This window comes from Draconibacterium mangrovi, assembly GCF_010586825.1.
GTDB lineage: Bacteria > Bacteroidota > Bacteroidia > Bacteroidales > Prolixibacteraceae > Draconibacterium > Draconibacterium mangrovi.
This window is the reverse complement of record NZ_JAAAGB010000007.1, coordinates 1-26,167: the sequence shown is the minus strand read 5'-3', so window position 1 is coordinate 26,167 and position 26,167 is coordinate 1. Positions and strand designations below refer to the sequence as shown.

At 40.8% G+C, this 26,167-nt stretch carries 22 protein-coding genes; 9 read left to right on the top strand and 13 right to left on the bottom strand.

The annotated features are described in order from the left end of the window. Positions 1-12: 12 nt before the first annotated feature. The 4 genes from rplT to thrS all read right to left on the bottom strand — a co-directional run bounded on the left by rplT (position 13) and on the right by thrS (position 3,302). Positions 13-357, bottom strand: a complete 345-nt coding sequence (rplT, locus tag G4420_RS16635; RefSeq protein ID WP_045033027.1) for a 50S ribosomal protein L20 — start codon at positions 355-357, stop codon at positions 13-15. A 135-nt stretch (positions 358-492) separates the two neighbouring features. Continuing rightward, positions 493-681: a 50S ribosomal protein L35 gene (gene rpmI, locus G4420_RS16630; RefSeq protein ID WP_425531652.1), complete on the bottom strand. Its 189-nt coding sequence runs from the start codon at positions 679-681 to the stop codon at positions 493-495. Between the two features lie 89 nt (positions 682-770). Beyond that, positions 771-1,328 carry a translation initiation factor IF-3 gene (gene infC / locus G4420_RS16625; RefSeq protein ID WP_163325270.1) on the bottom strand — a complete coding sequence of 186 codons (558 nt, stop codon included), beginning with the start codon at positions 1,326-1,328 and terminating at the stop codon, positions 771-773. Positions 1,329-1,352: 24 nt separating this feature from the next. Continuing rightward, positions 1,353-3,302: a threonine--tRNA ligase gene (gene thrS, locus G4420_RS16620; protein ID WP_163325069.1), complete on the bottom strand. Its 1,950-nt coding sequence runs from the start codon at positions 3,300-3,302 to the stop codon at positions 1,353-1,355. Between the two features lie 429 nt (positions 3,303-3,731). Here thrS and G4420_RS16615 point away from each other — a divergent pair, with 429 nt between their 5' ends. The 3 genes from G4420_RS16615 to G4420_RS16605 all read left to right on the top strand — a co-directional run bounded on the left by G4420_RS16615 (position 3,732) and on the right by G4420_RS16605 (position 7,425). Beyond that, on the top strand, positions 3,732-4,040 hold the full coding sequence (locus tag G4420_RS16615; RefSeq protein ID WP_163325068.1) for a chorismate mutase: 309 nt from the start codon (positions 3,732-3,734) through the stop codon (positions 4,038-4,040). Next, positions 4,040-4,990: an aldolase catalytic domain-containing protein gene (locus tag G4420_RS16610; RefSeq protein ID WP_045033032.1), complete on the top strand. Its 951-nt coding sequence runs from the start codon at positions 4,040-4,042 to the stop codon at positions 4,988-4,990. Before G4420_RS16615 ends, G4420_RS16610 begins: the two co-directional genes overlap by 1 nt. Before the next feature lie 230 nt (positions 4,991-5,220). Next, positions 5,221-7,425, top strand: a complete 2,205-nt coding sequence (locus tag G4420_RS16605) for a S9 family peptidase (RefSeq protein ID WP_163325067.1) — start codon at positions 5,221-5,223, stop codon at positions 7,423-7,425. A 54-nt stretch (positions 7,426-7,479) separates the two neighbouring features. Here the strand turns inward: G4420_RS16605 and G4420_RS16600 are convergent, their stop codons facing one another. The 4 genes from G4420_RS16600 to G4420_RS16585 all read right to left on the bottom strand — a co-directional run bounded on the left by G4420_RS16600 (position 7,480) and on the right by G4420_RS16585 (position 11,197). Then, positions 7,480-8,355, bottom strand: a complete 876-nt coding sequence (locus tag G4420_RS16600; RefSeq protein ID WP_163325066.1) for a tetratricopeptide repeat protein — start codon at positions 8,353-8,355, stop codon at positions 7,480-7,482. 123 nt (positions 8,356-8,478) lie between these two features. Further along, positions 8,479-9,549, bottom strand: a complete 1,071-nt coding sequence (locus G4420_RS16595; protein ID WP_163325065.1) for an alpha/beta hydrolase — start codon at positions 9,547-9,549, stop codon at positions 8,479-8,481. A gap of 69 nt (positions 9,550-9,618) precedes the next feature. After that, positions 9,619-10,350 (bottom strand): alpha/beta fold hydrolase, encoded by a 732-nt coding sequence (locus G4420_RS16590; RefSeq protein ID WP_204273721.1) that lies wholly within the window; start codon positions 10,348-10,350, stop codon positions 9,619-9,621. A 13-nt stretch (positions 10,351-10,363) separates the two neighbouring features. After that, on the bottom strand, positions 10,364-11,197 hold the full coding sequence (locus tag G4420_RS16585; protein WP_163325064.1) for a hypothetical protein: 834 nt from the start codon (positions 11,195-11,197) through the stop codon (positions 10,364-10,366). 110 nt (positions 11,198-11,307) lie between these two features. Between G4420_RS16585 and G4420_RS16580 the strand changes: the two genes are divergently transcribed. Together G4420_RS16580 and G4420_RS16575 are read left to right on the top strand one after the other, a co-directional pair. Further along, the gene (locus G4420_RS16580; RefSeq protein WP_163325063.1) at positions 11,308-12,012 is read left to right on the top strand and encodes a DUF6962 family protein; all 705 of its coding nucleotides are present in this window, start codon (positions 11,308-11,310) and stop codon (positions 12,010-12,012) included. Positions 12,013-12,086: 74 nt separating this feature from the next. Beyond that, the gene (locus G4420_RS16575; protein WP_163325062.1) at positions 12,087-14,708 is read left to right on the top strand and encodes a DUF5916 domain-containing protein; all 2,622 of its coding nucleotides are present in this window, start codon (positions 12,087-12,089) and stop codon (positions 14,706-14,708) included. Positions 14,709-14,796: 88 nt separating this feature from the next. Here the strand turns inward: G4420_RS16575 and G4420_RS16570 are convergent, their stop codons facing one another. Both G4420_RS16570 and G4420_RS16565 read right to left on the bottom strand, forming a co-directional pair. Next, a complete protein-coding gene (locus tag G4420_RS16570) occupies positions 14,797-15,978 on the bottom strand; it encodes a S8 family serine peptidase (protein ID WP_163325061.1) in 1,182 nt (393 codons plus the stop codon). Between the two features lie 253 nt (positions 15,979-16,231). Further along, positions 16,232-18,844, bottom strand: coding sequence for a glycoside hydrolase family 3 protein (locus tag G4420_RS16565; protein WP_163325060.1), 2,613 nt, complete (start codon positions 18,842-18,844; stop codon positions 16,232-16,234). Between the two features lie 268 nt (positions 18,845-19,112). On the opposite strand from G4420_RS16565, the gene G4420_RS16560 reads away from it, so the two are divergent. Both G4420_RS16560 and G4420_RS16555 read left to right on the top strand, forming a co-directional pair. Then, positions 19,113-19,625, top strand: a complete 513-nt coding sequence (locus tag G4420_RS16560) for a YkgJ family cysteine cluster protein (protein ID WP_163325059.1) — start codon at positions 19,113-19,115, stop codon at positions 19,623-19,625. A gap of 11 nt (positions 19,626-19,636) precedes the next feature. After that, a complete protein-coding gene (locus G4420_RS16555; protein WP_246241664.1) occupies positions 19,637-20,056 on the top strand; it encodes a DsrE family protein in 420 nt (139 codons plus the stop codon). Between the two features lie 59 nt (positions 20,057-20,115). Here G4420_RS16555 and G4420_RS16550 read toward each other — a convergent pair whose 3' ends face one another. The 3 genes from G4420_RS16550 to G4420_RS16540 all read right to left on the bottom strand — a co-directional run bounded on the left by G4420_RS16550 (position 20,116) and on the right by G4420_RS16540 (position 22,045). After that, positions 20,116-20,337 (bottom strand): DUF2795 domain-containing protein, encoded by a 222-nt coding sequence (locus G4420_RS16550; protein WP_038562297.1) that lies wholly within the window; start codon positions 20,335-20,337, stop codon positions 20,116-20,118. Positions 20,338-20,432: 95 nt separating this feature from the next. Further along, positions 20,433-20,990, bottom strand: coding sequence for a cob(I)yrinic acid a,c-diamide adenosyltransferase (locus G4420_RS16545; protein ID WP_163325058.1), 558 nt, complete (start codon positions 20,988-20,990; stop codon positions 20,433-20,435). A gap of 353 nt (positions 20,991-21,343) precedes the next feature. Continuing rightward, complete coding sequence (locus G4420_RS16540) at positions 21,344-22,045, bottom strand: ABC transporter ATP-binding protein (protein ID WP_303922797.1); 702 nt, start codon at positions 22,043-22,045, stop codon at positions 21,344-21,346. A gap of 364 nt (positions 22,046-22,409) precedes the next feature. Between G4420_RS16540 and recG the strand changes: the two genes are divergently transcribed. Continuing rightward, positions 22,410-24,512, top strand: coding sequence for an ATP-dependent DNA helicase RecG (gene recG / locus G4420_RS16535; protein WP_163325057.1), 2,103 nt, complete (start codon positions 22,410-22,412; stop codon positions 24,510-24,512). A 49-nt stretch (positions 24,513-24,561) separates the two neighbouring features. Beyond that, positions 24,562-25,557: an aldo/keto reductase gene (locus tag G4420_RS16530; protein WP_163325056.1), complete on the top strand. Its 996-nt coding sequence runs from the start codon at positions 24,562-24,564 to the stop codon at positions 25,555-25,557. The last annotated feature ends 610 nt before the right edge of the window (positions 25,558-26,167 follow it).

Genomic DNA, 26,167 nt, shown 5'->3' with positions numbered 1-26,167 from the left:
ATAATAAAGTCTTTATTTTACTTTTTCTACGATTGCTTTGAACGCCTCAGGTTGGTTCATAGCCAAATCGGCTAAAACTTTCCTGTTAATTTCAATGTCGTTCTTTTTCAACAATCCCATGAATTGTGAATACGACATTCCTTCCAATCGCGCTGCAGCGTTAATACGCTGAATCCACAATGCACGGAATGTTCTTTTTTTCGCTTTTCTATCGCGGTATGCAAACTGTTGACCTTTTTCCCAGGTATTTTTTGCAACCGTCCAAACGTTACTACGCGAACCGAAATAACCTCTAGTTTTTTTCAGTAATTTTTTTCTTCGGGCGCGTGATGCTACATGATTTACACTTCTTGGCATACTTTTTACTTTTTTGATAATCGGCGCTCTCCGTCAACCAACGGAAATACTTAAAAGCACAATTATCTGGTTTTTAACTTTTTTTACCTCTCTCAATTAAAAGGTTTAATAAAGATAAGTCCGTCAACCGACGGATTACTTCATGCACAATAAAAGTTTAACGTTGCTTTCGTTTGTCTTATCGATAGTTGTCCAATAAGTCAAATTACGCTTACGTTTTGTACTTTTTTTAGTCAAAATGTGACTTTTGTAGGCGTGCTTCCTTTTAATTTTACCACTTCCGGTTAATCTAAAACGTTTTTTAGCACCGGAGTTCGTTTTCATTTTTGGCATAATTCCTACTAATTAAAATGTTATCAAAGAACTTTATTATATATGGTTTAACACCAGAAAACAAGTTTCGTAAACCGAACTTATTTCTTTTTAGGTGAAATAAACATTGTCATTCGCTTTCCTTCCAATTTTGGCAATTGCTCAACGGTTCCCCATTCTTCCAATTCTGTTGCCAATCTCAGCAATAGAATCTCGCCCTGATCTTTAAATAGAATCGAACGTCCTTTAAAGAATACAAACGCTTTTACTTTTGCCCCTTCCTGAAGGAATTTTTCAGCATGTTTTAGTTTAAACTGGAAGTCGTGCTCATCAGTTTGCGGACCAAAACGTATTTCTTTTACCACAACTTTTGTGGTTTTTGCTTTCATCTCCTTTTGTTTCTTTTTCTGCTGATAAAGAAACTTCGAGTAATCAATAATTTTACAAACCGGAGGATCGGCTTTTGGTGAAATTTCTACCAAATCCAACTCCATCTCGTCTGCTAATTTTAGTGCATCACGTAAGGGGTAAACACCTTGCTCTTCGATGTTATCACCCACTAAACGTACTTGTGGCACCCTGATCTTGTGATTTATCCGGTGTTGCGGTTCCTGCTCTACACGTGGCTGGAATTTTCTTCTCGGACCTCTTCTTTTAATAGCTATAATGCGTTCCTCCTTAAGTTAGTTATATAATCCTGATAATTGATCTCTTACTTCTTTTTCAATAAATTCAGCGAACTCCTTTGTTGTCATTGTTCCTTTGTCGCCTTCGCCTTGTCGGCGTACAGCAACGGAGTCAGATTCTGCCTCTTTTTCTCCCACAATCAACAGATAAGGAATTCGTTTTAATTCGTTGTCTCGTATCTTCCTACCAATCTTTTCGTTACGATCGTCAACGACGGTGCGAATATCGGAAATATTTAGAAAATTTGAAACTTTTTTAGCATAATCGTTATACTTTTCGCTAATAGGTAATACTACCACTTGCTCTGGCGTAAGCCATAACGGAAACTTACCAGCAGTGTGCTCAATTAACACAGCCACAAATCGTTCCATCGAGCCAAATGGTGCGCGGTGGATCATTACCGGACGATGACGGTTATCATCAGCTCCGATATATTCCAACTCGAAACGTTCGGGAAGGTTGTAATCCACCTGAACAGTTCCCAGCTGCCAGCTACGCCCCAATGCATCCTTAATCATAAAATCAAGTTTTGGTCCATAGAATGCAGCTTCTCCAAGCTCTGTTACCGTATTCAAACCTTTTTCTTCACAAGCTTCTATAATGGCCTGCTCTGCTTTGTCCCAGTTTTCAGGCGATCCGATATACTTTTCCGGTTTATTCGGGTCGCGCAACGAAATCTGTGCAGTATAATTTTCAAAACTCAAAGCTTTGAAAATGATAAAGATAATATCAATTACCTTCTTGAATTCTTCTTTTACCTGGTCGGGACGACAGAAAAGGTGAGCGTCGTCCTGAGTAAAACCACGAACACGTGTCAACCCGTGCAACTCACCACTCATTTCGTAGCGGTAAACTGTTCCGAATTCTGCCATTCGAACCGGCAGGTCTTTGTACGAACGCGGCCAGGCTTTGTAAATCTCGCAGTGGTGCGGACAGTTCATCGGTTTCAACAGGTACTCCTCTCCTTCTGCAGGAGTGGTGATCGGCTGAAATGAGTCCTTTCCGTATTTTTGATAGTGACCGGAAGTTTTATACAACTTCACATCGCCAATATGTGGTGTAATTACCTGCTCGTAACCGTATTTCTTTTGTACTTTTTTCAGGAAGTTCTCAAGCTGCTCGCGCAACTGCGCACCTTTTGGCAACCACAACGGCAAACCTTGTCCTACCGATTCAGAAAAGGTAAACAATTGCATTTCCTTACCGATTTTACGGTGGTCACGTTTTTTTGCTTCCTCAACCATGTACAGGTACTCCTCAAGCATTTTGGCTTTTGGGAAAGTAACACCGTAAACACGGGTAAGCATTTTATTTTTTTCGTCGCCACGCCAGTAAGCACCTGCAATTGCAGTTAATTTAATGGCTTTAATATAGCCGGTGTTTGGCAAGTGTGGCCCGCGGCATAAGTCAGTAAAATTTCCCTGGTTGTACAAGGTGATCGTTCCGTCTTCCAGTTCGCTGATCAGCTCCTGCTTCAGTTCATCGTTCTTTTCAGTGAACATGGCCAATGCATCCTCTTTCGAAATATCAGAACGAACAATGTCGTTTTTCTGACGTGCCAGCTCAAGCATTTTTTGCTCGATTTTTTGCAGGTCTTTCTCCGAAAGTACTTTTCCTTCAGGAAGATCGATATCATAATAAAATCCTGTGTCAACAGTTGGGCCGATACCAAATTTGGTACCCGGATAATAAGCTTCAATAGCCTCAGCCATTAAGTGAGCTGATGAGTGCCAGAATGTTTCTTGTCCTTCTCTGTCGTCCCACGTATACAGTTTAATGTTGGCATCGTGGTCAATTTTCCGCGATAAATCCCAAACTTCGCCATCAACCGAAATCGACAGCACATCCTTTGCCAGACGGTTCGAGATCGATTTGGCAACCTCTAAACCACTAACAGGCTCCGCAAACTCACGTACACTGTTGTCAGGAAGTGTAATTTTTATCATTTTACTGTTACTATTTTTTGCTTCAATATTGCTATTGAAATCTATCTGTTATTCTAAATGTTGTAATTCAAATACAATCAGAAGTTTTCGGTTTTAAAATCTTCTACTGCAAAGCTAAATTACTTTCGCGCGGCAAAGATAATCAAACCATTGATTCTAGAAAGAATCGGACACCTGCATGTTAGGCAATTGTAACGTTTTTTCAACACTAGGCTGTTAAATGCCACATTCACTAAAAGTTGTAACCTGTCATCGAATATTAATCAATGCTGAAAGCAACTTTCAATTTGCAATATTTCTATTAAGATCTTGTTTAAATTAATACTAAATGAACATTTTTAATTATACATTAATGAAATTATAGCCTTTTTATTGATTTCTTTGTGGCAGACAGCAATAAAAACCAATAGATTATAATTTTTTTTTAATATGGGGTTTAAAGATCCGGAAGATTGTCATTCTCTTGAAGAACTAAGAAATGAGATTGACAAAATTGATGAGCACATCATTTTACTTTTTGCCGAGCGGCATAAATATGTGGAAGCCGTTGTTCGCTTTAAAAACGATAAAGACGCCATTATTGCACAGGAAAGAAAAGATGCAGTAATTCGGCAACGCAGAGATTGGGCAGAATCGAAAGGATTAAATGCCGACGTTTTTGAGCAGATATACACGCTTTTGGTGGAGAGCAACATTAATCACGAAATGAATTTATTAAAAATTAAAAACAGCAAGTAATGTATAAAGCAGACATAAAAGTAATGGATTGTACAGTTCGCGACGGCGGACTGATGAACAAATGGCAGTTTAGCGACGATTTTGTGCGTGGCGTGTACAAAGGTTGTGTTGAAGCCGGTGTTGATTACATGGAAATTGGCTACAAAAGCAGCGAATCGGCTTTTTCGAGAGACGAAGTTGGTCCATGGAAATTTTGCGACGACAAAGATTTGCGTCGTGTTGTTGGCGACAACGATACCAAGCTGAAACTTTCGGCAATGGCCGATATTGGCCGTATTGCACCGGAAGATATTCCACCGGCAAACGAAAGCCTGATTGATATGATGCGTGTTGCCTGCTACTGTCACCAGGTTGATAAAGCCATTTGGCTGGCCGAACACTGTATGGACAAAGGTTATGAGGTTACCATCAACCTGATGGCCGTATCGAAAGTAAACGAATCGGATTTGGATGAAGCTCTGGCCACTCTTGCAAAATCACGTGTACCCATTATTTATGTGGTTGATAGTTTTGGTAGTTTGTATTGCGAAAGCATTGAAAAGCTGGTGAAAAAATATGCTGCTGCCCTGCCCGGAAAAGAATTGGGAATTCATGCGCATAACAACATGCAACTGGCCATGTCGAACACCGTAACATCGTTGATTAACGGCGTTACCATGCTTGATGCTACCTTGCTGGGAATGGGACGCGGTGCCGGAAACTGCCCCATTGAAATTCTTATCGCATTTCTAAAAAACCCAAAATACCGATTACTTCCGTTGCTGGAAGCCATTCAAACGCAGGTAAAACCTTGGCAGGAAAAAATCGACTGGGGTTACCACATCCCGTATTTGATTACCGGAGCCTTGAACGAACACCCACGCAGCGCCATGCAGTGGATGGATTCGGAAAAGAAAGATGACTTTGTTGCTTTTATGAAAGAAATGCACGACTACGAGCTTTTAGAATAGAAATAGATTTGGATTAAAGCGAAGAAGGATGCATCCGTAACTGACAGCTACGAGGATCGCATCCTTTTTTTATACTCCAGGTCTCAATTATTGTAACATCCTGCATGTTTTTTTTGCGATGCGCCACCGTAATAGAATTTCCTATCGTTTAAATTCTGATATTCTTTAAATGTCATTCATCATTCGATGAACATTTTTCTATTTTTGTTCACCATACAAAACACAAAAAAATGAAAAAACTGTTTATTTTATTGGTCACATTTTTAACCGTTTTTACGGTACAGGCGCAACAGGCGCAAAAAATTACGTTAGAAGATATTTTACAAAAAGGTACTTTTCGGGCACACTCGGTTTACGGCTTGCGTTCGATGAACGACGGAATCCATTACACTACGATGGAAGGCCAAACCCAGATTGTAAAGTATAGCTACCAAACCGGTGAAGAGGTTGAGGTACTTTTTGATATTACCAAGGTTAAGGATGCTCCTATTTCTTCCTTTTCGGCCTACGAACTAAGTGATGACGAAACAAAAATATTGTTGACAACCGAGCGCAAATCGATTTACCGACACTCGTATACAGCTGAGTTCTATGTATGGAATTCAGTGACCGAAGAACTTACGCAACTTTCGGACAAAGGTGCCCAGCAACTGGCAACTTTTTCGCCCGATGGTAATTACGTGGCCTATGTACGCGACAATAATATTTTCATCAAAAACCTAAGGTTTGGAAGCACTCACCAGGCAACTACTGATGGAAAATTTAACGAGATTATAAACGGTGCTCCCGACTGGGTTTACGAAGAAGAATTTGGCTTCAACAAGGCTTTTTGGTGGTCGCCCGACAGCAAATTTCTGGCTTACATTCGTTTTGACGAAACGGAAGTGCCTGAATTTTCAATGCCCATGTATGCCGGAGCCGCACCGACGATAAGCGACAATAAATTATATCCGGGAGAATATACTTTTAAATACCCAAAAGCCGGTGAAGCCAACTCTAAGGTGGAGGTTTATTTGTACGAAGTGAAAACAAAAATTGCCATTAAAGTTGATATTGGCGAAAAGACTGACATTTATGTTCCGCGTTTAAAATGGACTCCTGATGATAATGAACTGGTTGTAATGCGTTTAAATCGCCATCAAAACCAAATGGATATTTTATACGCCAATCCGTATACGGGCGACTCACGCAATTTTCTGTCAGAGAAAAACGACCGCTACATTGCTGAAAATTTCCTTGATGCATTCACTTACCTTCCAGATGGAAGTTTTGTGGTACAAAGCGAACGCGATGGCTGGTCGCACTTGTACCTATACGACAAACAAGGTTTTGAAATTGCCCAGCTTACCGAAGGCGAATTTGACGTAACCGACTTTTATGGTTACGATGCCGAAAAAGAACTGTATTACTACCAGGCTGCTGCCGAATCGCCTTTGCGCCGCGAGGTTTATTACGTTAGCCAGGATAAAGAGGAGAAAGGAAAACTATCGACGCTTGAAGGAACAAACAGCGCGGTTTTCAGCACCAACTTTAAATACTACATTAACTATTACAGCAGTGCAAAAGTGCCGAATTACATTACTTTGCACGACAATAAAAAGGGCGAACAAATCCGCTTTCTGCAAGACAATACTGTATTAAAAAATACTGTTAAGAGTTTGCAAATTCCGCAAAAGGAGTTTTTCACGTTTACCACATCTGAGGGAATTGAACTGAATGGCTGGATGCTAAAACCCAACGATTTTGATGCTTCGAAAAGATACCCGGTTTTTATGACACAGTACAGCGGCCCGAATTCTCAAAGCGTTAGAGACTCATGGGGTGGCATTAGCTGGAATGAATACCTGGCACAGGAAGGTTTTCTGGTGGTTTGCGTTGATGGACGCGGAACTGGTGCCCGTGGCGAAGATTTCAGGAAAGTGACCTACATGCAATTGGGGAAATACGAATCGGACGACCAGGTGGAAGCCGCAAAATACCTCACTACCCTGCCTTATGTTGATGCTGAAAACATTTCTATTTTCGGGTGGAGCTACGGTGGTTTTATGACCCTGTTAACGCTTGAAAAAGGTGGCGATCTGTTTAAGGCCGGTATCGCGGTTGCACCGGTAACCAGCTGGCGTTTTTACGACACGGTTTACACCGAACGTTTTATGCGCACGCCTGAAGAAAACCCGGAAGGTTACGACGATAACTCACCACTTTCTCATGCAGGAGATATAAATGGGAATTTATTGATTGTTCACGGAACGGCCGACGATAATGTGCATGCCCAAAATACTTATGAAATGACTGAAAAAATGGTACAGGCGGGCGTACAATTCGAAATGGCAATGTACACCAACCGCAACCATGGAATACGTGGAGGTAACACAAGTATGCATTTGTACACCAAAATGGTGAATTTCCTGAAGGCTAATTTGATGGAGAAATAAAAAGAGAATGCTATAAAAAAGAAATGGCTGCTAATTGATTAGCAGCCATTTTTTTTACTTCATATAGTTTTTATAGTATTCCGTCTTGTCTTCGTCGCCAAACCGGGCGTATATATTTGCCAGGTAACCGGCGTATTCTTTTCCGGGATTCAGCTTCCACAGCTTATTCAAATAAGGTAGAGCCTTTTTAAAATCGGCAGTTACCAAATCCAGTTCTTTTAAAAGCGTGTTATAGTTTTTGCGGGTTTTGTTCGCGTTGTATTTCGCCATTTCGCGCTCGTAGCGGTTTTGCCCGGCCCAGTAATATTTTTTTGCATTCCATTCCAAAGCATCCATATGGTCGGGATTTTTATCCAGCAATACTTCAGCCAAACTATCGCAAACAGCTTCGTTTTCCAATGCTTTATTCACCTCAAAGTAATTATCAAGGTTCTCCTCTTTATTTTTCGAAGCACCATCCAATGTTTCCCACACTGCCAAAGCTTTTTCATTTGCATCAATTTCGGTATAAATAGCCAGTAAACGTGTATTAACTTCGCTATTATCGCTCCCGAAATTTTCGGTGATGTACTCCAGTGCCGATAATTCTTTCGATAAATTATCCTGTTGTTTGTATATAGCGGCCAGTGTTTGGTACATTCCTACATCAGCATAATTTTTATAACGCGCCTGATCGAACCAACTGATAGCCTGCTCAGCGTTGCCGGCTTTAAATGCCGTTTTTGCCGCCTGAGCGAAATCTGCCCCAGCTACCTCCTCAATTGCTGTTGTTTCGAAATAACTCGTCCAGGCAGTCAGTGCCTGCGAATAATTTCCTGTTGCTTCAAAATTTGTTGCTTCAGTTTTTGGGGTGATCAATACTTTTGGTGCTCCGCACGATGCCAGAAAAATCGCCATCACGGCTACCCATAATAATTTCTTTTTAGCCATAGTGTTATAATTTCGAAGGCCAAAACTAAATAAATTATCGGGAAACACCTTTTATGAGCAGGCCTGGCTAAGAATCGTTAACCAGATTTAATTAAAAGCTGTCTGACTGACAGGAAAATCTGCTTAATCGTCTTCCTTTGCCTCAATATTTTTGTTGATGTTTTGAAGGATTTCATCCTGCAGCACCGGATTGGTCAGCAGGTAATCGTGCCCAAGTCCCGACATATCGTGGATAGTGATGATATCCTTTATATCCATTACATTTATGTAATCGGGTAATTTTTCAGGCGATTTCGGCCCCTTATTCCCCATCCTGTTTTTTAAATGTGCCACACTCGACAATTTTAGCAGAATATCTTTTGAATTGACATAAACATCAACGGTATCAGCCAATTGGTTGAGTTCGAAAAATGCATTTCCTTTCTCAAATGCATCGCGTGGCGCCACACTTCCCACAAACGAAATGCGCGTATAAGTGTTAACATACGGAATATTTTGCTTTTTCCTGTTCAGTACATATTGTCTGAATAGTTCGTTACCAATCGACGAGAAAAGAATCGAGATCGTTAAATCTTTCGGATGAGTTTTAAAGTATTCATCATCACTAATAAACTCATCCAGCATGTGTTGAAAAATGGCAAAATCGCTGGCTCCGTTTTTCGATTTTCTCACAGCGCGGTAATAGCGGTAAGCTTTATCCTCTGTACCCCACGCAAAAACCGTAATTGACGCTTTATGAAACAATGAATCGCCATAATTAGCCTTTAGCCGACGCATATAACTATGAACCTGCTTATTGAACGACTTTCCGTATCCTCCAACAATAAAATAAAAGTTTTTGATGCCCCGCTCCAGACGTTGATATTCGTAAAGCTGGTAGAAGAAATTATGATCAACTTTTCCCTGCGGATACTTATCAGACATATTTATCACTCTGAAATTTACACCAATGGAATCGGTATCGAAATTATAGTGGCAGAAATAAAGCGTGTTGGTTTTGTCGGTAAAACTATTCTTAAAATTGAAACTACCATCTTTGTTATATGCAATAGGCCGGTTGGTAAAAAACGGTACTTTTTGAGGTTGCCAGTCAGGGTGTTCATTAAAGTAGGTAATTTCAAGCTGTGCTTTTGCCGAATGGTGCAAAAAAACGATAGCAATAAGAAATAAAAAGTGTTTAAAATTGATGTGCATAATCGAAGATTTCTATTTGTATTGGTAAGTTAAGAAAAACCAAAGAATAATCCGAGTAGCATACACAATTTACTCATTCATAATACCATATATAAGTTCGCTGATGAGTTTGCCTCGTGTAAGCACCATCATATGCGAACCATCTTCCACCAGATAATCGTACTGAACAAAGCGCGGAGGTAGCGTTTTATCAATATCGCCGTGAATATGCACTATTTTATTGCTGTAGCTTTCGCGTTTCCATGTAAGGATCATAGTTGTGGTTCGTTTCAAAAACAGGGGATCCTTATTTTGCAACATACTTTTAAAAGTTGTTTTGTCTTTGTTCCTGTCGGGTTCAACAAGAGGTTGCAGAATACGGGCACCTGTTTTTATTGCAATTCCCGGAACCACCCAATATACTGGCACTATCTTTTGAAAACGATAGCGTCCCGGAAATTCCTTCCTGCTTTTTGCACTCGAAATAACGATTACTTTTTCGGGATTCAGAAAATCGGCCATTTCAGTTGCCAGCATACCTCCCAGCGACACTCCTATTATTGAAAAAGTTTGGGTGGTATCAATTTGTTTGGCCAGTTCCCTTGCAAACCGCTCCATATCCCAATCTTTTTCAGGCGTGAAGTATTCGATATTTTTTACTTGAAATGCCGTGTCGATATCCAGGTTTTTGAACAGGCGAGCATCTGCTCCCTGACCGGGGATTAGATAAACGGTATGTTTTTGTGCCAATACTGTGGAGCATACAACAGCAAGCAAAAAACACAGAATCACACTCCTTTTTATGTGCCCGTTTAACGTCATTCGACTTTAAATTCTACCGTCCAAAAGTATTGAAAAACTCATCGGTATCTTTTATATCCTGCAATCCCAAAATCCAGCAAACTTCCGACAAGTCAGAAAAATCAAGCCCTTCAGCAGCAACTGCTTCATTGTTGTATCGTCCGTCTTTACCGTTATACTTCAAACCAATTTCAACGGCCAGTTGCCACAACTTTAAAAGCTCAGCATCTTTTACTTTAATTTTCCAATCGCTGTAGCCCGGCGTTCTAAAACCCGGAGTTCCGTTACCTACTGCATTTCCATCAGGAATTTTATGGTAATTACTGTTCGCTTTTGCATAAGCCAGGCTTTCCGGTGATGTAACCTCTTCATTCCAATTACTGTGTTGTACAATATGAATTCGTTCGGTAGTCTTAATTTCAGGCCTATGTTTTTGAATGGCTTTAATAAGCGCTGCCGAAAAATCAGATTGTCCGGCCTCTGCAATCCAAACATTTCCTCCTTTTTGCAGATATTGAAGTGATACCTCTTTCATTTGCTCAATCGCTTTTGTCCGGTTCGCATGTGCATCGGCCCACTTATCTTTAAATGCCTGCTGAAAAAGCTCGTTTGGAGGCACATACAATCCCTCCTGAATCCCATATGTTCCGGCAACTGCAAAGTAGTTGACTTTTTTAAACTCAGGGCTGGAAAGCAAGGTTTTAAAAGCAGCAGCCGAGTGAATATCGTCTACATCCGTTTTGCAGTCGAACTGCATTACCAGCAAGTCTTTTTCAGCATTAAACCGATTTTCTTTTTCCGTTTCATTAGCGCTTGAAAAACAATAAGTTGAAAGGAGTAGCAAAATAAAAATACAAGACTGTTTCATAATTTGGATTTCTCGTTGGTTATTTGGATTTTTGATAAAGCTACTCAATAAATAAAAACTCAGTACGGTTTTGAACAAAAATAATAGCAGTCCATTATGGTTTAAACGTAATGAACGAGTTATTTACCTCGCTAAAACGGATGGAAGAAATAAACACGATATACCTTTTTGGAGTAAAGATTGACGAGCCGGTTGTAACCCTCACCGACTTGCTTGTTTCGGTATTGTGTTTCATATTCGCCTACAAAATCCACAATAACAACCGGTCTGAAAAAGTATTTACCTATTTCAAACTTTATTTTCTGATTATGGGAATAGCTACAGCTTTGGGTGGTCTGATCGGTCATGCTTTTTTGTATCATTTTAACTTCTACTGGAAGTTACCGGGCTGGATAACCAGTATGTTTTCAATAATGTTTGTTGAACGGGCAGCAATTGAACACACCCGGATTCAATTATCAAAACAGATCGTTAAGATTCTGAGTATACTTAATATCGTTGAGTTTCTAACCTTTCTTACCTTAACCATTGTTACGCTCAACTTCTTTTATGTTGAATTTCATTCGGGTTACGGATTAATGTTTGTTGTGCTTTCGCTGGAAGGATTTTTATACGTAAAAACACGTAATAAAGCCAGTAAATTCATGCTTATCGGAGTTGCTTTTGCGGCTGTTGCGGCTTTATTTTTTATGAACAACATTTCCATACACCAGTGGTTTAATCACATTTCGGCAAGCCATGTTCTAATGGCTGTTGCTGCCTGGTTTTTCTATATTGGAGCCAGCAAAATCAACATGAAAACAAGCCCAAAATAGCTTACACCACTTAAAAAATCAATTTTAGTTGTAACACTTTTTAATTACTGCAGTCTTATTGAAAAATTGTTTCTATGAAAATTGCTGCCATCCTATGCTTATTGTTGTTTTTTTATGCAGCATCCGCACAGGAAAAAAGAACTTATAAAGCCAGTACTGCCCATATGATGGACATTTCTGTCAACGGCGTTTTTGACGAACCGGAATGGCAAAATGCCAATTGGGAAAACGACTTTATTCAACACGAACCCAACGAAGGAGAAGAGCCGACCCGGCAAACAGAATATGCCATTTTATACGATGCCAACAACCTTTATGTGGCTATACGATCGTTCGATGATCCGGACAGTATTTCCATGCGCATGACCCGACGAGATGAGACAGATGGCGATCTTGCCGGCGTTTATATCGACTCGTATTTTGACAAACGAACCTCATTTGCATTTGTAGTATCGGCAGCAGGAGTACGTTCGGATATGGTAAGTACCAATGATGGCGATAACGAAGACGATACATGGGACCCGATTTGGTATGCAAAAACTTCGATGACTAAAAACGGATGGAATGCAGAAATGAGGATTCCCCTCACCCAATTGCGGTTTGATGAAAACGACGAACAGATTTGGGGACTGAATGTATTTCGCTATATTTTCAGGGAAGACGAACTTTCGTCATGGCAACCCATGAAACGCGAAACGGCTGGTTTTACCTCGCAGTTTGGTATTTTACGGGGAATTGAAAATATAAAACCACAAAACTCGCTGAATGTAACTCCGTATATGGTTGCCCGTACTGAACGTTTTGAAAAGGAGCCTGAAAATCCATTTCTGAAATCGGGAAAATCCAATGGTTTTGATGCCGGTTTAGATGCCAAAATTGGCCTCACCAACTACCTGACGATGGATTTAACGATCAACCCCGATTTTGGGCAGGTTGAAGCCGACCCGTCGCAGGTAAACCTAAGTACTTACGAAACCTTCTTCAGAGAGAAGCGACCTTTTTTTATCGAGGGTAACAATATCCTGTCGTACAAACTTGCTTTTGGCGATGGCGATCAATCTGCCAATAACCTGTTTTACTCGCGCCGAATCGGACGACGCCCCAATCATTCTCCCGATCTGGCAAATGATGAATATGCCGACACACCTGATTTTACACGTATACTGGGTGCAGCCAAAATAACCGGAAAAACAAAAAGCGGTTGGTCGATCGGGGTAATTGAAAGTGTAACTGCTGAAGAAGAAGCTGAAATAAAAGGCATTTCGGGCAACAAAACCGAGGTGGTTGAGCCCTTAACCAATTATTTTGTAGGCAGAGTTCAAAAGGATTTTGACGAGGGCAATACTTATATAGGCGGAATGCTTACCGCCGTTAACAGAAATATAAATGATGAGCATCTCGATTTTCTGCATAAAAGCGCCTACACCGGCGGTGTTGATTTTGTACACAAATGGCACAACAAAGATTGGTTTGTAGACGGTGGAGTATATTTTAGCCGTGTTGAAGGTAGCGAAGAAGCGATTCTTAACACGCAAACTTCCTATTCGCGAACTTATCAACGCCCTGATGCCGATTATGTAACACTCGATTCATCAAGAACTTCACTTTCGGGCACCGGTGGAAAATTCAATATCGGTAAAACCGGTGGGAAGTTGAAGTTTGTCGGAATATTTAGCTGGAAATCGCCGGGACTGGAAATTAATGATATTGGTTACACACCCGAGGTTGACGAGATTATGCAAGCCTTTTGGGTAGGATATCGCTGGTACGAGCCCTTCTCTATTTTCAGAAGTATGGGCCTTAACTTTAACCAGTGGACTGGTTATGATTTTGGCGGCAATTTATTGGGAGCCGGCGGTAATATTAATGGGCACGCCCAGTTTAATAACTTTTGGCGGGCCTTTTCAAGTATAAATTTTAACGGCGAGCAGCTTTCGCATTCGGCACTACGTGGCGGCCCGGCGATGAAAACTCCCGGAAATCGCAGTTTTTATGCCGGTTTATTTTCCAATCCACAGAAGAAATTCACATACGGAGCCGATGGAGGAATGAACTGGAGTAACGAAAAAGGTTACTACTCGAGAAAAAGCTTTGAGGTAGAATTTGGATACCGCCCCGTTAAGGCCATGCAAATTGAAATTAGTCCGGAATTCGGCGTAAGCGACAATCAGCTTCAATATATTACGCAGCAAGACCACATGAACGACAAACGTTACATAATGGGAACCATTCAGCAAAAAACGTTCAGTACGTCGATTCGGATAAACTATAATGTAACGCCTGATTTGACCGTGCAATTTTGGGGACAGCCTTTTATTGCAACCGGCGATTACGATGCGTTTAAGTACATAACAGATAGTAAAGCTGATGAAATAAACGACCGGTTTGCGCTGTACTCGGGTGAACAGATTACTTACGACACCGAGAACAGTGTATACCACATTGATGAAACCTTAAATGGCCAAACCGATTATAGTTTTGACAATCCCGATTTTAATGTAAAAGAGTTCTTATCAAACCTGGTAGTTCGCTGGGAGTATCGTCCCGGCTCGATGATTTACCTGGTATGGTCGCAAAACCGTGGCTGTTATGATAACAGGGGGAACTTTGATTTTGGTAACGACTTATCTGATCTCTTTGATGAGAAACCTCATAATGTCTTCCTGGTAAAATTTTCGTACCGCATTGGAAGATAGCTTACTATGCGAAGGGTAATTAAAAAAGGCGCAGCTAATAACTGCGCCTATTATTTTACCAATCGGGGTTTATATTTGATTATTTTAACTACATATGCGCAATTGGATCTGCATCGCCATCAGGATCACCGGATACATATCCATCTGTTGACAGATGTCCGTCGGTTGCCAGCAACAATCCACAAACATGTGGAGCAGCCATTGATGTTCCGCTCATGGTTGCAAAACCACCACTTTTGTAACAAGAAAGAATGCTTACTCCGGGAGCGCAGTAATCAACATGTTCGCCATAATTTGAGAAATAAGCCCAGTAGTCATTGCTATCCATTGCCGAAACGGTATAGATATTAACTCCTTCAGTTCTTGCCGGCGAATGGTTTTCGGCATCATCTGATTCATTTCCTGCGGCAAGTGCCACGTATATACCTTGTGCGCCAAGATTGGCAACAGCCAGGTCGATGGGTTCATAAACACCACCTCCTAAACTCATATTTGCTGCATCACCGGGATCGGCATTTGCAGCAACATAATCAACTCCGGCAATAATTACCGAATAGGCTCCGGAACCTTTTCTATCCAGAACTTTAACCGGAACAACGGTTGCGCCTGCTGCTACACCAACAACTCCAATTTCGTTGTCGATTGCTGCAACTATACCTGCACAATGAGATCCGTGTCCATTATCATCTTCCGGCGTTGTAGTTCTGGTGATAAATGTAGCACCCTGCGTTTGATCAACATTCAGGTCAGGGTGATCCATATCGATACCGGTATCAATTATCCAGGCTTTATTAGACCCGGTGTATGTTGTTCCACCACCAACCCTTGTAATTCCATAAGGAACAACCTGGGCAGGAGCATCTCCGGGATCGGTTCCCGGTTTAGCCAATGTTACCATTTTATCGGCGTAAACACCGGCAACACCATCAGCAGATTTCAAGGCATTGGCTTCCTTTTCAGAAATATTTACGACTACTCCTTCAATAGCCTGGCTGTACACCATTTTGGGCTCACCCAAATTGATGTGAGCAGTGTTGCTTATTTTTAGCGCTTTTGTTGCTACTGCACGATCTGCTTCTGCTTTACTTTTATAAGCAGATTTTAAATTAGAGGTTTCGAGCAATACAATATATTGCCCGGGGATCACCACTTCAGAATGAGTTATAAACTCCACCTGGTCGGGGTTTGTAATAGCAAACTCATCTGCTTTTTCACACGAAACAATTACAATGGCCAGTGCCATTACAATTAAAACTAAATACTTTTTCATGATTAATAAAGGTTTTAACAATTAAACAGCGATTGGTTTTATTGTAATTTATAACATAATTTCATTATTTCCTATAATACCTCATTCTAACAATCAAATATATGTTCATTATTCATGCAAATAGCCAGCAATATCAACACTTTTAATGCAGATCATATTTCTCTATTAAAAATCGTTTTTTAATAGACGAGCAAAAAAAAGGTCTGCTAATCAGATGTTAGCAGACCTTTTTCGATGTTGGATAATTTTTACCCTATTCAATAAAAGTGTTCTTTCCTTTCAATTCAATTGTTTTTGAAATTCCATTTTTACCTTTTCCTTCGGGCTGACTTCCCCCAACAAAAAGTGTAAAATATCCGGGTTCGATTACCCGCTTATCATCGGCGCCAATAATGGAAAACTGACGAGGTTCAAGTACAAACTTCACCGTTTTTGTTTCACCCGGTTTTAACGCAATTCGCTGAAAACCCTCCAACTGATATTTCGGTCGTGGTGTCGATGCGACCATGTCTTTTAGGTAGAGCTGAACAACCTCTTCGCCTGCTGCATCTCCGATATTGGTTACTTTGGCACTAATTTCAATGGTATCACCAATTTTGGCCTGCTTTGCCAGTTTTACATCTGAATAGGTAAAAGAAGTATAACTCAATCCGTAGCCAAAAGGATATAATGGTTCACCATTGAAGTACTTGTAAGTGCGGTTCTCCATATCGTATTCTTCAAACGGCGGCAACTGATCAACCGATTTATAGTAGGTAACCGGCAGACGTCCGGCCGGATTATAATCGCCCATCAACACATCGGCAACCGCGTTTCCGCCATCCTGCCCCGGATAACCTGCAGTAATGATTGCTTCCAGGTTTTCGTCGGCCCAGTTAACCGCCAGTGCACTTCCGTTTAGTAAAACAAGAATTACAGGTTTACCGGTTGCTTCAATGGCTTTCATCAATTCGCGTTGTGTTGCCGGAAGTTTTAAATGTGTACGATCGCCACCTTCAAAACCATCTACTTCCAATTCCATTTCTTCGCCTTCAAGACGTTGCGAAAGGCCAAGTACCAAAACAACAGCATCGGCTTTTTCAGCTACTTTTACGGCTTCCTCTTTCAGGTTTTGGTTTGGCATGGCCCACAACAATTTTGCATCGCCATCGCCATGATCATTGACATATTCGTATACAAATTTATACTTTTTGCCTGCCTCCATTTTTACAGCCTTTTCGTGATGAAAAGCATGATGCTCGGATTTATGACTTAGTAACTTTTCTCCTTCAAGCCAAATATCGAGCTTGGGCATTCCCCAACTTCCAATTCGGTATTCACCACTCACAGGTGGTACAATGTAACCAGTCCAGCGCACACTAAAATCATCATCATTCATTTCAGGTGTTGGCGCGTCAGCTTCCCAGTAAAAATCTATATTTTCATCTATTCTGGAAAAGACAGGTTGTCCTTCTAATTTCGCATTATTAAAATACTCTCCTTTAACTCCTTCCTGTCCATCTTCAGTTTGTAAAAACACTGAAGGAATAGCATGCAGGTTACTAACTCCTTTGGCCAAATGACTTCCTTCGGCATAAAGTATTTTGGTGTTCGGCAATTTATTTTGTAATCCTTTTAACACGGTTACCGGATTTTTGGCAATACCATTGTAGTTCCCCACCAACGACTCCCAGTTATCAGCATTTGGGCCAATAACAGCAAGTGTTTTAATGTCTTTTGAAAGCGGTAATGTTTTATCCTGGTTTTTCAGCAAAACAATACTTTTGCGCGCGGCTTCCAGAGCCAACTCATTATTTTCCTTTGATGTATTTACCGAAAATGGAATTTGTGCGTAAGGCACATCTTCATTCGGATCAAACATTCCCAACTTAAAACGGGCCGTAAACAAGCGCTTTACGGCAATATCAATTTCATCTTCCGTGATCAAACCGCGCTTAACTGCCTCGATAAGATGACGGTATGAATTTCCACAGTTTAAATCGGTACCGGCTTTAACAGCCACAGCCGCTGCTTCGGCGGCATCTTTTGAGAAATCCTGAAAGGTAAAAAAATCGGAAATAGCCCAACAGTCAGAAACGATGTAACCGTCGAATCCCCAGTCATTACGCAGAATACCAATTAGTTCATCGCTGGCACAACACGGAACTCCACGGAACTGGTTGTACGCGCCCATTACCGAATACGCTCCTCCGTCTTTCACCAGCATGCGAAATGCCGGCAAATAAGTTTCCCGTAAATCGCGTTCACTTACCAGCGCATTAAATTCGTGACGCAAAGGTTCCGGCCCAGAGTGTACTGCATAATGTTTTGCGGTAGCCACTACTTTAAGGTATTTCGGATCATCGCCCTGAAGCCCTTTTACAAACCGGGTTCCTAAAATTCCGGTGAGGTACGGATCTTCACCATAAGTTTCGTGTCCACGTCCCCAACGAGGATCGCGGAAGATGTTGATATTAGGTGACCAAAAAGTAAGGCCCTGGTAAATGCCTCTTTTGTCGCGACGAACAAACTCATGATGTTTTGCACGTGCTTCGTCTGAAATAGCCACTGCCACCCGGTTTAACAAATCGGCGTCCCACGAGGCAGCAATACTTATCGACTGCGGAAAAACCGTTGCGTAACCGGCCCTTGCCACTCCGTGTAAACACTCGTTCCACCAGTTGTACTCCGGCACATGCAAGCGGTCAACCGCTTTTGAAGTGTACTCCAACTGATCAACTTTTTCCTGCAATGTCATTTGCGACACCAGTAATTCAACACGCTCCTCCATCGGAAGCGCCGGATCTAAAAAGTCGAGATTTTCATTTTGTGCAAATACTGCAAAAGCACAAAAAATTAGAATTAGGTTTAAAATTGATTTTTTCATCTGTTTATAATTGTTCTATTTTTTAGTTGGCAACAGACATAACACGCATGCACTTTTTTATTCCTTGTGGTTTAAATTTTATTGCATGCTCGTTTCATTTCACGAATTACTATTCTGTTCTATTCTGCAAAAGATTACAAATATACGACTAATTGAGGGATTTGCTTTCCAAAAAAAGACACTTCTGTTTTAATGCCGGATAAATTTTCCATTTCTTTCACTTTCATTTGATTGCTTACCTTTGCTATTTCAAAAACAATAGAAAAATATGGATTTTACAGTATACAAAACGTTACGAAAGAATATTGACGAATTATCGGAAAAACTGGAAACGCAACACAAAAAACATATGAAATGTAAAGCGGGCTGCGATCTGTGTTGTATGGATTACAGCATTTTTCCGGTAGAATTTTACAGCATTGTTAAAGCGCTAAAAGAACGCGAAGATAAACCCCAATTTAATCCCGAAAAAGATGAATCAAGTTGTATTTTTCTAAATAACCACCAATGCGAAATTTATGACGACCGCCCGATTATCTGCAGAACACACGGTCTGCCCTTGTTATATATGAATGAAAATAGTGGATGGGAATTATCGGCTTGCGAACTAAACTTTACTGAATTTGACCTGGAAGAATTCTCGGAAGATAACACCTTTCCGCAAGATAAATTTAACAGCAAACTCTATTTGTTGAATAAAGAGTTTATTGCTAAAAATCAATTATCAGATTACTCAGAACTTGATTTAATTCCAATAAAAGAATTGGCAAAACACATTTAAAATCTTAGACTATGAAACGTAATTTAGTACTCGTATTTTTAATCCTGCTTTGCAGTGTTGCAATAGCAACAAACAACAAACCAATGGAGGAAAATAAAAACAAACTGGCGGTGCTGTGGACCAGCGGCGATCCGGACGTGGCCGAAAAAATGGCTTTTATGTACACCTATAATGCCAAAAAGCAAGGTTGGTTCGACGATGTGGTTCTGATTATTTGGGGACCATCGGCAAAACTGGCTGCCGAAAATGAAATGATTCAGGATTACATTAAAAAGATGCAGGAAGCAGGCGTAAAAATCGAAGCGTGTTTATACTGCGCCAAGATGTACGAAGTTGACGAAAAATTAGCCGAAATGGGTGTTGATGTTAAAGGAATGGGCGTTCCGTTATCCGACTACTTAAAAGAAGGCTGGAAAACATTAAGCCTCTAAAAAGAAATAAAAAAAGCATCCGCCATCAGACGGATGCTTTATATACTATCATTTTATTGCTAGTATTCATCTTCGTTAAAAAAGAAATCATCCTTACTTGGATAATCCGGCCAAATATCCTCAATACTTTCGTACATCTCACCTTCATCCTCAATCTCCTGCAAGTTTTCAATTACTTCAAGCGGAGCACCCGAACGTATTGCATAATCAATTAACTCGTCTTTTGTTGCCGGCCAAGGTGCATCTTCTAACTTCGATGCTAATTCCAGAGTCCAATACATGTGTCTACAGTTTTTATGTGGTTAAACTCGATTTTTTACTTTGGCGCGAATATAACAAAAAATAAATACGAAAAAACTTTCCTGAAAAAAAAATATCAATACTGCCAGGTTGTTTCGTCAATTCCTTTATCATGAGCGAGTTTTCGGGCCAATACAAACAGATAATCCGAAAGCCGGTTAATATACTTTATCAGTTCGGGCTGAACAGGTGTTTGTTCTGAGAATTCAACGATTCGGCGCTCTGCCCTTCGGCATATAGTTCGTGCCATATGGCACTGAGCTGCTGACAGTTCCCCTCCCGGAAGGATAAAATTCCGCAGTTCGGGCAGCGTTTCGTGGTACGAATCAATTGCTTTCTCCAACACCTCAATATCTTCATTTTTAACAATGAGTTGCGCGGTGTACTCTTGCCCTTTTTCATCCGAAGCCAGGCGCGAACCAATGTTGAAAAGTTTATGTTGAATTTTTAGCAGTAAATCTTTCACTGCCGGATCAATATCGAATGATCGGATAACACCGATACAGGCATTTAATTCATCAACCGTTCCGTAACTCTCCAAACGCAGATCGTATTTTTTAACACGGCTGCCACCAACAAGTCCGGTTGTACCGTCGTCGCCGGTTTTTGTATATATTTTAAAATCTCCTGACATGTTAATTCTTTTGTAATTGAAGAACATAAAAAATCCCGAGATGTTTACCATTCGGGATATAATATCGTAAACGATTTTACAAAGTTAATAACCTAATTTCGATTCTAAAATATTTTCACAGAAAGTCTTAATTGCGACAGATTTAGAATTAAAATTATGAAGGAATAACGGGTTATTTCAAAGAATTTTAATTGTAAAGATGGCGTGAGAAGGACTTTCCTTATAGGCTTTGCTCTTTTTTCCATAAACTTCCCCCAATTTTCTTGTATTATCCCAATAGTACTTCTAAAATTGGTGAAAGTTTCTGACTAAAAATAGCTAAAGCTGTGAGCTATTTTAGAATCGAAATTAGGTTAATAAATCGGATTCTCATTAATTATATCCGACTCCACTTCTCCGTCTTTTAACCGAATAATACGATGTGCGTGCTCGGCAATATCTTCTTCATGGGTTACCATAACCAGGGTGTTCCCTTTTCGGTGAATTTCAGCAAAAAGCTTCATAATTTCTTCCGAAATTTTTGAATCGAGGTTACCGGTTGGCTCATCGGCCAAAAGTAAAGCAGGCTTATTTACCAGCGCACGGGCAATGGCCACTCGCTGGCGTTGTCCTCCCGACAATTCGTTGGGCTTGTGTTCCATACGGTCTTCCAAACCTACATCAACAAGGGTGGCTTCGGCCATTTGTTTGCGTTCTGCCTTGCGCTTTCCGGCATAAACCAGTGGCAACATTACGTTTTCAAGAGCTGAATTACGTGGTAAAAGGTTAAATACCTGGAAAACAAAACCGATCTCCGAGTTTCTTATTTCTGCCAAACTATCATCCGACAGGCTGCTCACATCATTTCCGTTCAACACATATTTTCCACTGGTTGGAGTGTCCAAACAGCCAATAATGTTCATTAAGGTTGATTTCCCCGAACCCGAGGCCCCCATAATGGCAACATATTCGCCTTTATAAATATCAATAGAAACAGAACGAAGGGCACGAACTTCCTGCGTTCCAACCTTATATGTTTTTACAATGTTCTCGAGATGAATAATTTTTTCCGGCATAGCTTTGTTTTATGTATTTGTAGTATTTTTTTTGTCGCATTACATGTAACGAACGAATCGTTGTTAAAAATATGATTTTCCAGCTGTTCTCAGACTGTAAATAGCATTTTTTAAGATTTATTATCATAAGTAATACCGATGCGAAATTAAATTAAGCTTTATTTCAGATAATTCCTCCTTTCAATCGGCGTTAACTCCCAAAATATCGGGATAATTTCACCATTTCGCTTAAGGCTCACTCTGAAATACAAATGGTAAAACTTTTCGCTTTATTACAAAAACTGTACCCAACAGTTAATTTCTTTTGAATATTTCGGTATTATTCGCTGTTGCCGCAATTTGTGTGAATATGTATATTTGCTGCATGCCAGAATTTCTCGATCAGGAAATAAAATTTTTACCCGGCGTGGGGCCAAAACGTGCGGAAATTTTATTCAAAGAGCTGAAAATAAAAACCTTTAGCGATTTGATATATTATTATCCGTACAAATACATCGACCGCACCAAATTTTACAATATTTCCGACATTAACACCGAGATGGCATACATTCAGGTGAAAGGCGTTTTGCGCTCGATGGAAACCGTTGGCACCGGTAGCAAACAGCGGCTTGTTGCCCGTTTTTCGGATAACACCGGCACCATGGAACTGGTGTGGTTTAGGGGAATAAAATGGCAAAAAGAGCAACTCCTGATTAACAAAACTTATATAGTTTTTGGCAAGCCGGCGTTGTTTAGTGGCCGAATTAGTGTGGTGCACCCCGAAATGGAAACCGAGCAGGAAATACAACTTAAACCAATCGGGCTTTTTCAGGGGCATTACAACACCACCGAGAAAATGAAAAAGCAGTTTCTCACCTCGAAAACCATTAACAAATTTCAACTCACCTTGCTTGGGCTGGCAAAGGGAAAAATCAAAGAAACGCTGCCCGAATACCTAACCCGCGAATTGAAACTTATGCCGCTTGAGCAGGCGCTTTCGGCCATTCACAAACCGGAAAAACCAATTGAACTTAAAAACGCCACCTTTCGATTAAAGTTTGAGGAGCTGTTTTTTATACAGCTGAAAATACTGGCATTAAAACATAATCGGAATCAAAAATTCAAAGGATTTCATTTTGAAAAGGTTGGCTTTAATTTCAATACGTTTTACGAAAAATACCTGCCTTTTGATCTTACCAATGCACAAAAAAAGGTGATCAAGGAAATCCGGCGCGATGTTAACGGAACATCCCAGATGAACCGTTTGCTGCAGGGCGATGTGGGAAGTGGAAAAACGCTGGTGGCATTAATGACGATGTTACTGGCTATGGACAACGAATTCCAGAGTTGTTTAATGGCGCCAACCGAAATTCTGGCCCAACAACACTATCAATCCATTTCACGAATGCTGGACGGCATGGGTATAAACGTTGGCTTGCTTACCGGATCGACAAAAGCCAAACAGCGCCGTGAATTGCATGCCGCACTGCAATCGGGCGAAATGCAAATTATAATTGGTACCCACGCATTGATTGAAGATACGGTAAGTTTTAAACGGCTGGGACTTGTTATTGTCGACGAGCAGCATCGTTTTGGTGTGGCACAACGGGCAAAACTCTGGAAAAAGAATGATCTGATTCCTCCGCATATTTTGGTAATGACAGCCACACCGATACCGCGAACATTGGCCATGACCGTTTATGGCGACCTGGAAGTATCAGTGATTGATGAATTGCCACCGGGACGAAAACCGATACAAACCATGCACTTTTTCGAGAACAGAAGAGCGCAACTGAACCGTTTTTTGAAACAACAAATTGATAAAGGAACGCAGGTTTATATTGTTTACCCATTGATTTCGGAATCGGAAAAAATGGACCTTAAAAACCTGGAAGAAGGTTATCGTCATATTTCTGAGACTTTTCCCGATTACAAAATCAGCATGGTACACGGGAAAATGAAACCCAACATTAAAGAAAATGCCATGCAGGCTTTTAAACGTGGCGAAACGCAGATTATGGTTGCCACAACCGTAATTGAGGTGGGTGTTGACGTGCCAAATGCAGCGGTTATGGTAATTGAAAGTGCCGAACGTTTTGGCTTGTCGCAGTTGCACCAGCTGCGTGGCCGTGTGGGGCGTGGCGCCGAACAATCGTATTGTATCCTGATGTCGTCGTATAAAATTAGCACCGAAAGCCGCAAACGACTGGACACAATGGTGCGCACCAACGATGGTTTTGAAATTGCCGAAGTGGATATGAAATTGCGTGGTCCCGGTGATTTGGAAGGCACACAGCAAAGTGGTATGGGTTTCGACCTAAAAATTGCCAACCTCGGAAAAGACGGCGAGATCCTTCAAAAAGCCCGGAACATTGCCAACGATATTCTCGACGACGATCCGTTTTTGCAAAAGGAACAAAACCAACTGCTTCTTAAAAACCTGTTATCATCAAAGGATACAAGCTTCGACTGGAGCTCGATAAGTTAATTTTTATCCCTAACTTCCCGAGACATTTTCATCCGAAAAGTTTAACATTATGAATAAAGTACAGTTACCCGCATCAGACGTAAAAATTACATCAATTACTTTTGGCGCCTGGGCCATTGGCGGATGGTTTTGGGGCGGAGCCGAAGAAAATGAGTCGGTTAAAGCCATTGAAACAGCTATTACAAACGGCATGACAACCATCGACACTGCGCCGGTTTACGGTTTCGGCCAAAGCGAAGAGTTTGTTGGAAAAGCCATAAAAGGCAAACGCAGCAAGGTTGAACTGTTAAGCAAGTTTGGTTTGGTGTGGGACCGAAAATCAGGTCATGTACATTACGAAAAGACTTTTGATAACAAGGGGAATCAGGTTAGCCTTTATCGTTTGGGTAGCAAAGAAAGTGTGATAAAAGAATGTGAAGATAGTTTACGTCGGCTTGGCACCGACTATATAGATCTTTACCAACAACACTGGCCCGATAGTTCCACTCCGGTTGAAGAAACCATGGAAGCACTGGAAATATTAAAAGATCAGGGGAAAATCCGTGGCGGTGGTGTAAGTAATTACTCCATGAACGAAATGGTAAAAGCTGAAAAGTATTTCAAAATTTCATCGAACCAGGTTCCGTACAGTATGGTTAACCGCGGTATAGAAGATAAACTGGTTCCGTATTGTATTGCCAATGATAAAGCCATTATTGCTTACAGCCCGCTGCAAAGAGGTGTTTTAACAGGGAAAATTACCGCCGGGTATAAATTTGCAGAAGGTGATCATAGGCCAACTACCCCATTTTTTAAGGAGCCAAATTTGTCGCGAATCAACACATTTCTGGATAAAATAAAACCGATTGCCGAAGCCAAACAAGCAACACTGGCACAGCTGGTTTTAAACTGGACCATGAACCAACCCGGAATCACATGTGTACTTGCCGGTGCCCGAAATGAAAAACAGGTTTTGGAAAATCTGAAAGCTGCAGAGTTAAACATTTCGGATGAAGAGTTTACTTTCATACAAAATGAACTTGATCAACTTGTTTTGGAAGTCTAAGATTTGGCTTTCCAAATCTCCAATATTGAAATCTGTTCGATTCTAATTGTGACATGGTTGAGATGATAAAGATTATACACAAGAATTTAGTTCCTATAGCCTTATCAGGCGGATTTTACTTTTTTGTCTTAAGACAATAAGTAAACAAAAAACTCAAGGCTGCGCCCACTTCACTCGGAAAAACTACGCGATGCCAGCTAAAATTCCTGAAACTCGTCGTACCTCCTCAAAAATCAGTATTTTTTTAACGCCGTCACCACTTGTTTTCCGGTTCACCGGCCGAGGCCGAAGCTTCGATATTGCTTTCGTATCTGCTAACAATACTTAAGTTGACCGGCCTCTTTTGGTATTTACCCGGAGTGGAAATGAAACCTTAGTGAGAGCGGGAAGCTCCGAGGGAGCGAGGAGATCACCCGCCAGAACTTAGGTTTTATGAAAATGTAGGGTGAAGATCAAAAGCAGCCTTGATCTTTTTGCTTCGTTTTTGCATTAAGGCAAAAATGAAGGCCGCCCTTTAGATTAGCAATATCTTTTATCATTACTAAATTGTATTGTTCATTTTAATGAAAGCAGAGGTGAACCCGATAGGCCGCCTAGGCTAATATGCCTA

Excerpts from the sequence above, each read along its gene's own strand:
- rplT (WP_045033027.1), bottom strand. The coding sequence starts at position 357 with ATGCCAAGAAGTGTAAATCATGTAGCATCACGCGCCCGAAGAAAAAAA.
- rpmI (WP_425531652.1), bottom strand. The coding sequence starts at position 681 with ATGAAAACGAACTCCGGTGCTAAAAAACGTTTTAGATTAACCGGAAGT.
- thrS (WP_163325069.1), bottom strand. The coding sequence starts at position 3,302 with ATGATAAAAATTACACTTCCTGACAACAGTGTACGTGAGTTTGCGGAG.
- G4420_RS16615 (WP_163325068.1), top strand. The coding sequence starts at position 3,732 with ATGGGGTTTAAAGATCCGGAAGATTGTCATTCTCTTGAAGAACTAAGA.
- G4420_RS16610 (WP_045033032.1), top strand. The coding sequence starts at position 4,040 with ATGTATAAAGCAGACATAAAAGTAATGGATTGTACAGTTCGCGACGGC.
- G4420_RS16605 (WP_163325067.1), top strand. The coding sequence starts at position 5,221 with ATGAAAAAACTGTTTATTTTATTGGTCACATTTTTAACCGTTTTTACG.
- G4420_RS16600 (WP_163325066.1), bottom strand. The coding sequence starts at position 8,355 with ATGGCTAAAAAGAAATTATTATGGGTAGCCGTGATGGCGATTTTTCTG.
- G4420_RS16595 (WP_163325065.1), bottom strand. The coding sequence starts at position 9,549 with ATGCACATCAATTTTAAACACTTTTTATTTCTTATTGCTATCGTTTTT.
- G4420_RS16590 (WP_204273721.1), bottom strand. The coding sequence starts at position 10,350 with ATGACGTTAAACGGGCACATAAAAAGGAGTGTGATTCTGTGTTTTTTG.
- G4420_RS16585 (WP_163325064.1), bottom strand. The coding sequence starts at position 11,197 with ATGAAACAGTCTTGTATTTTTATTTTGCTACTCCTTTCAACTTATTGT.
- G4420_RS16580 (WP_163325063.1), top strand. The coding sequence starts at position 11,308 with ATGAACGAGTTATTTACCTCGCTAAAACGGATGGAAGAAATAAACACG.
- G4420_RS16575 (WP_163325062.1), top strand. The coding sequence starts at position 12,087 with ATGAAAATTGCTGCCATCCTATGCTTATTGTTGTTTTTTTATGCAGCA.
- G4420_RS16570 (WP_163325061.1), bottom strand. The coding sequence starts at position 15,978 with ATGAAAAAGTATTTAGTTTTAATTGTAATGGCACTGGCCATTGTAATT.
- G4420_RS16565 (WP_163325060.1), bottom strand. The coding sequence starts at position 18,844 with ATGAAAAAATCAATTTTAAACCTAATTCTAATTTTTTGTGCTTTTGCA.
- G4420_RS16560 (WP_163325059.1), top strand. The coding sequence starts at position 19,113 with ATGGATTTTACAGTATACAAAACGTTACGAAAGAATATTGACGAATTA.
- G4420_RS16555 (WP_246241664.1), top strand. The coding sequence starts at position 19,637 with ATGAAACGTAATTTAGTACTCGTATTTTTAATCCTGCTTTGCAGTGTT.
- G4420_RS16550 (WP_038562297.1), bottom strand. The coding sequence starts at position 20,337 with ATGTATTGGACTCTGGAATTAGCATCGAAGTTAGAAGATGCACCTTGG.
- G4420_RS16545 (WP_163325058.1), bottom strand. The coding sequence starts at position 20,990 with ATGTCAGGAGATTTTAAAATATATACAAAAACCGGCGACGACGGTACA.
- G4420_RS16540 (WP_303922797.1), bottom strand. The coding sequence starts at position 22,045 with ATGCCGGAAAAAATTATTCATCTCGAGAACATTGTAAAAACATATAAG.
- recG (WP_163325057.1), top strand. The coding sequence starts at position 22,410 with ATGCCAGAATTTCTCGATCAGGAAATAAAATTTTTACCCGGCGTGGGG.
- G4420_RS16530 (WP_163325056.1), top strand. The coding sequence starts at position 24,562 with ATGAATAAAGTACAGTTACCCGCATCAGACGTAAAAATTACATCAATT.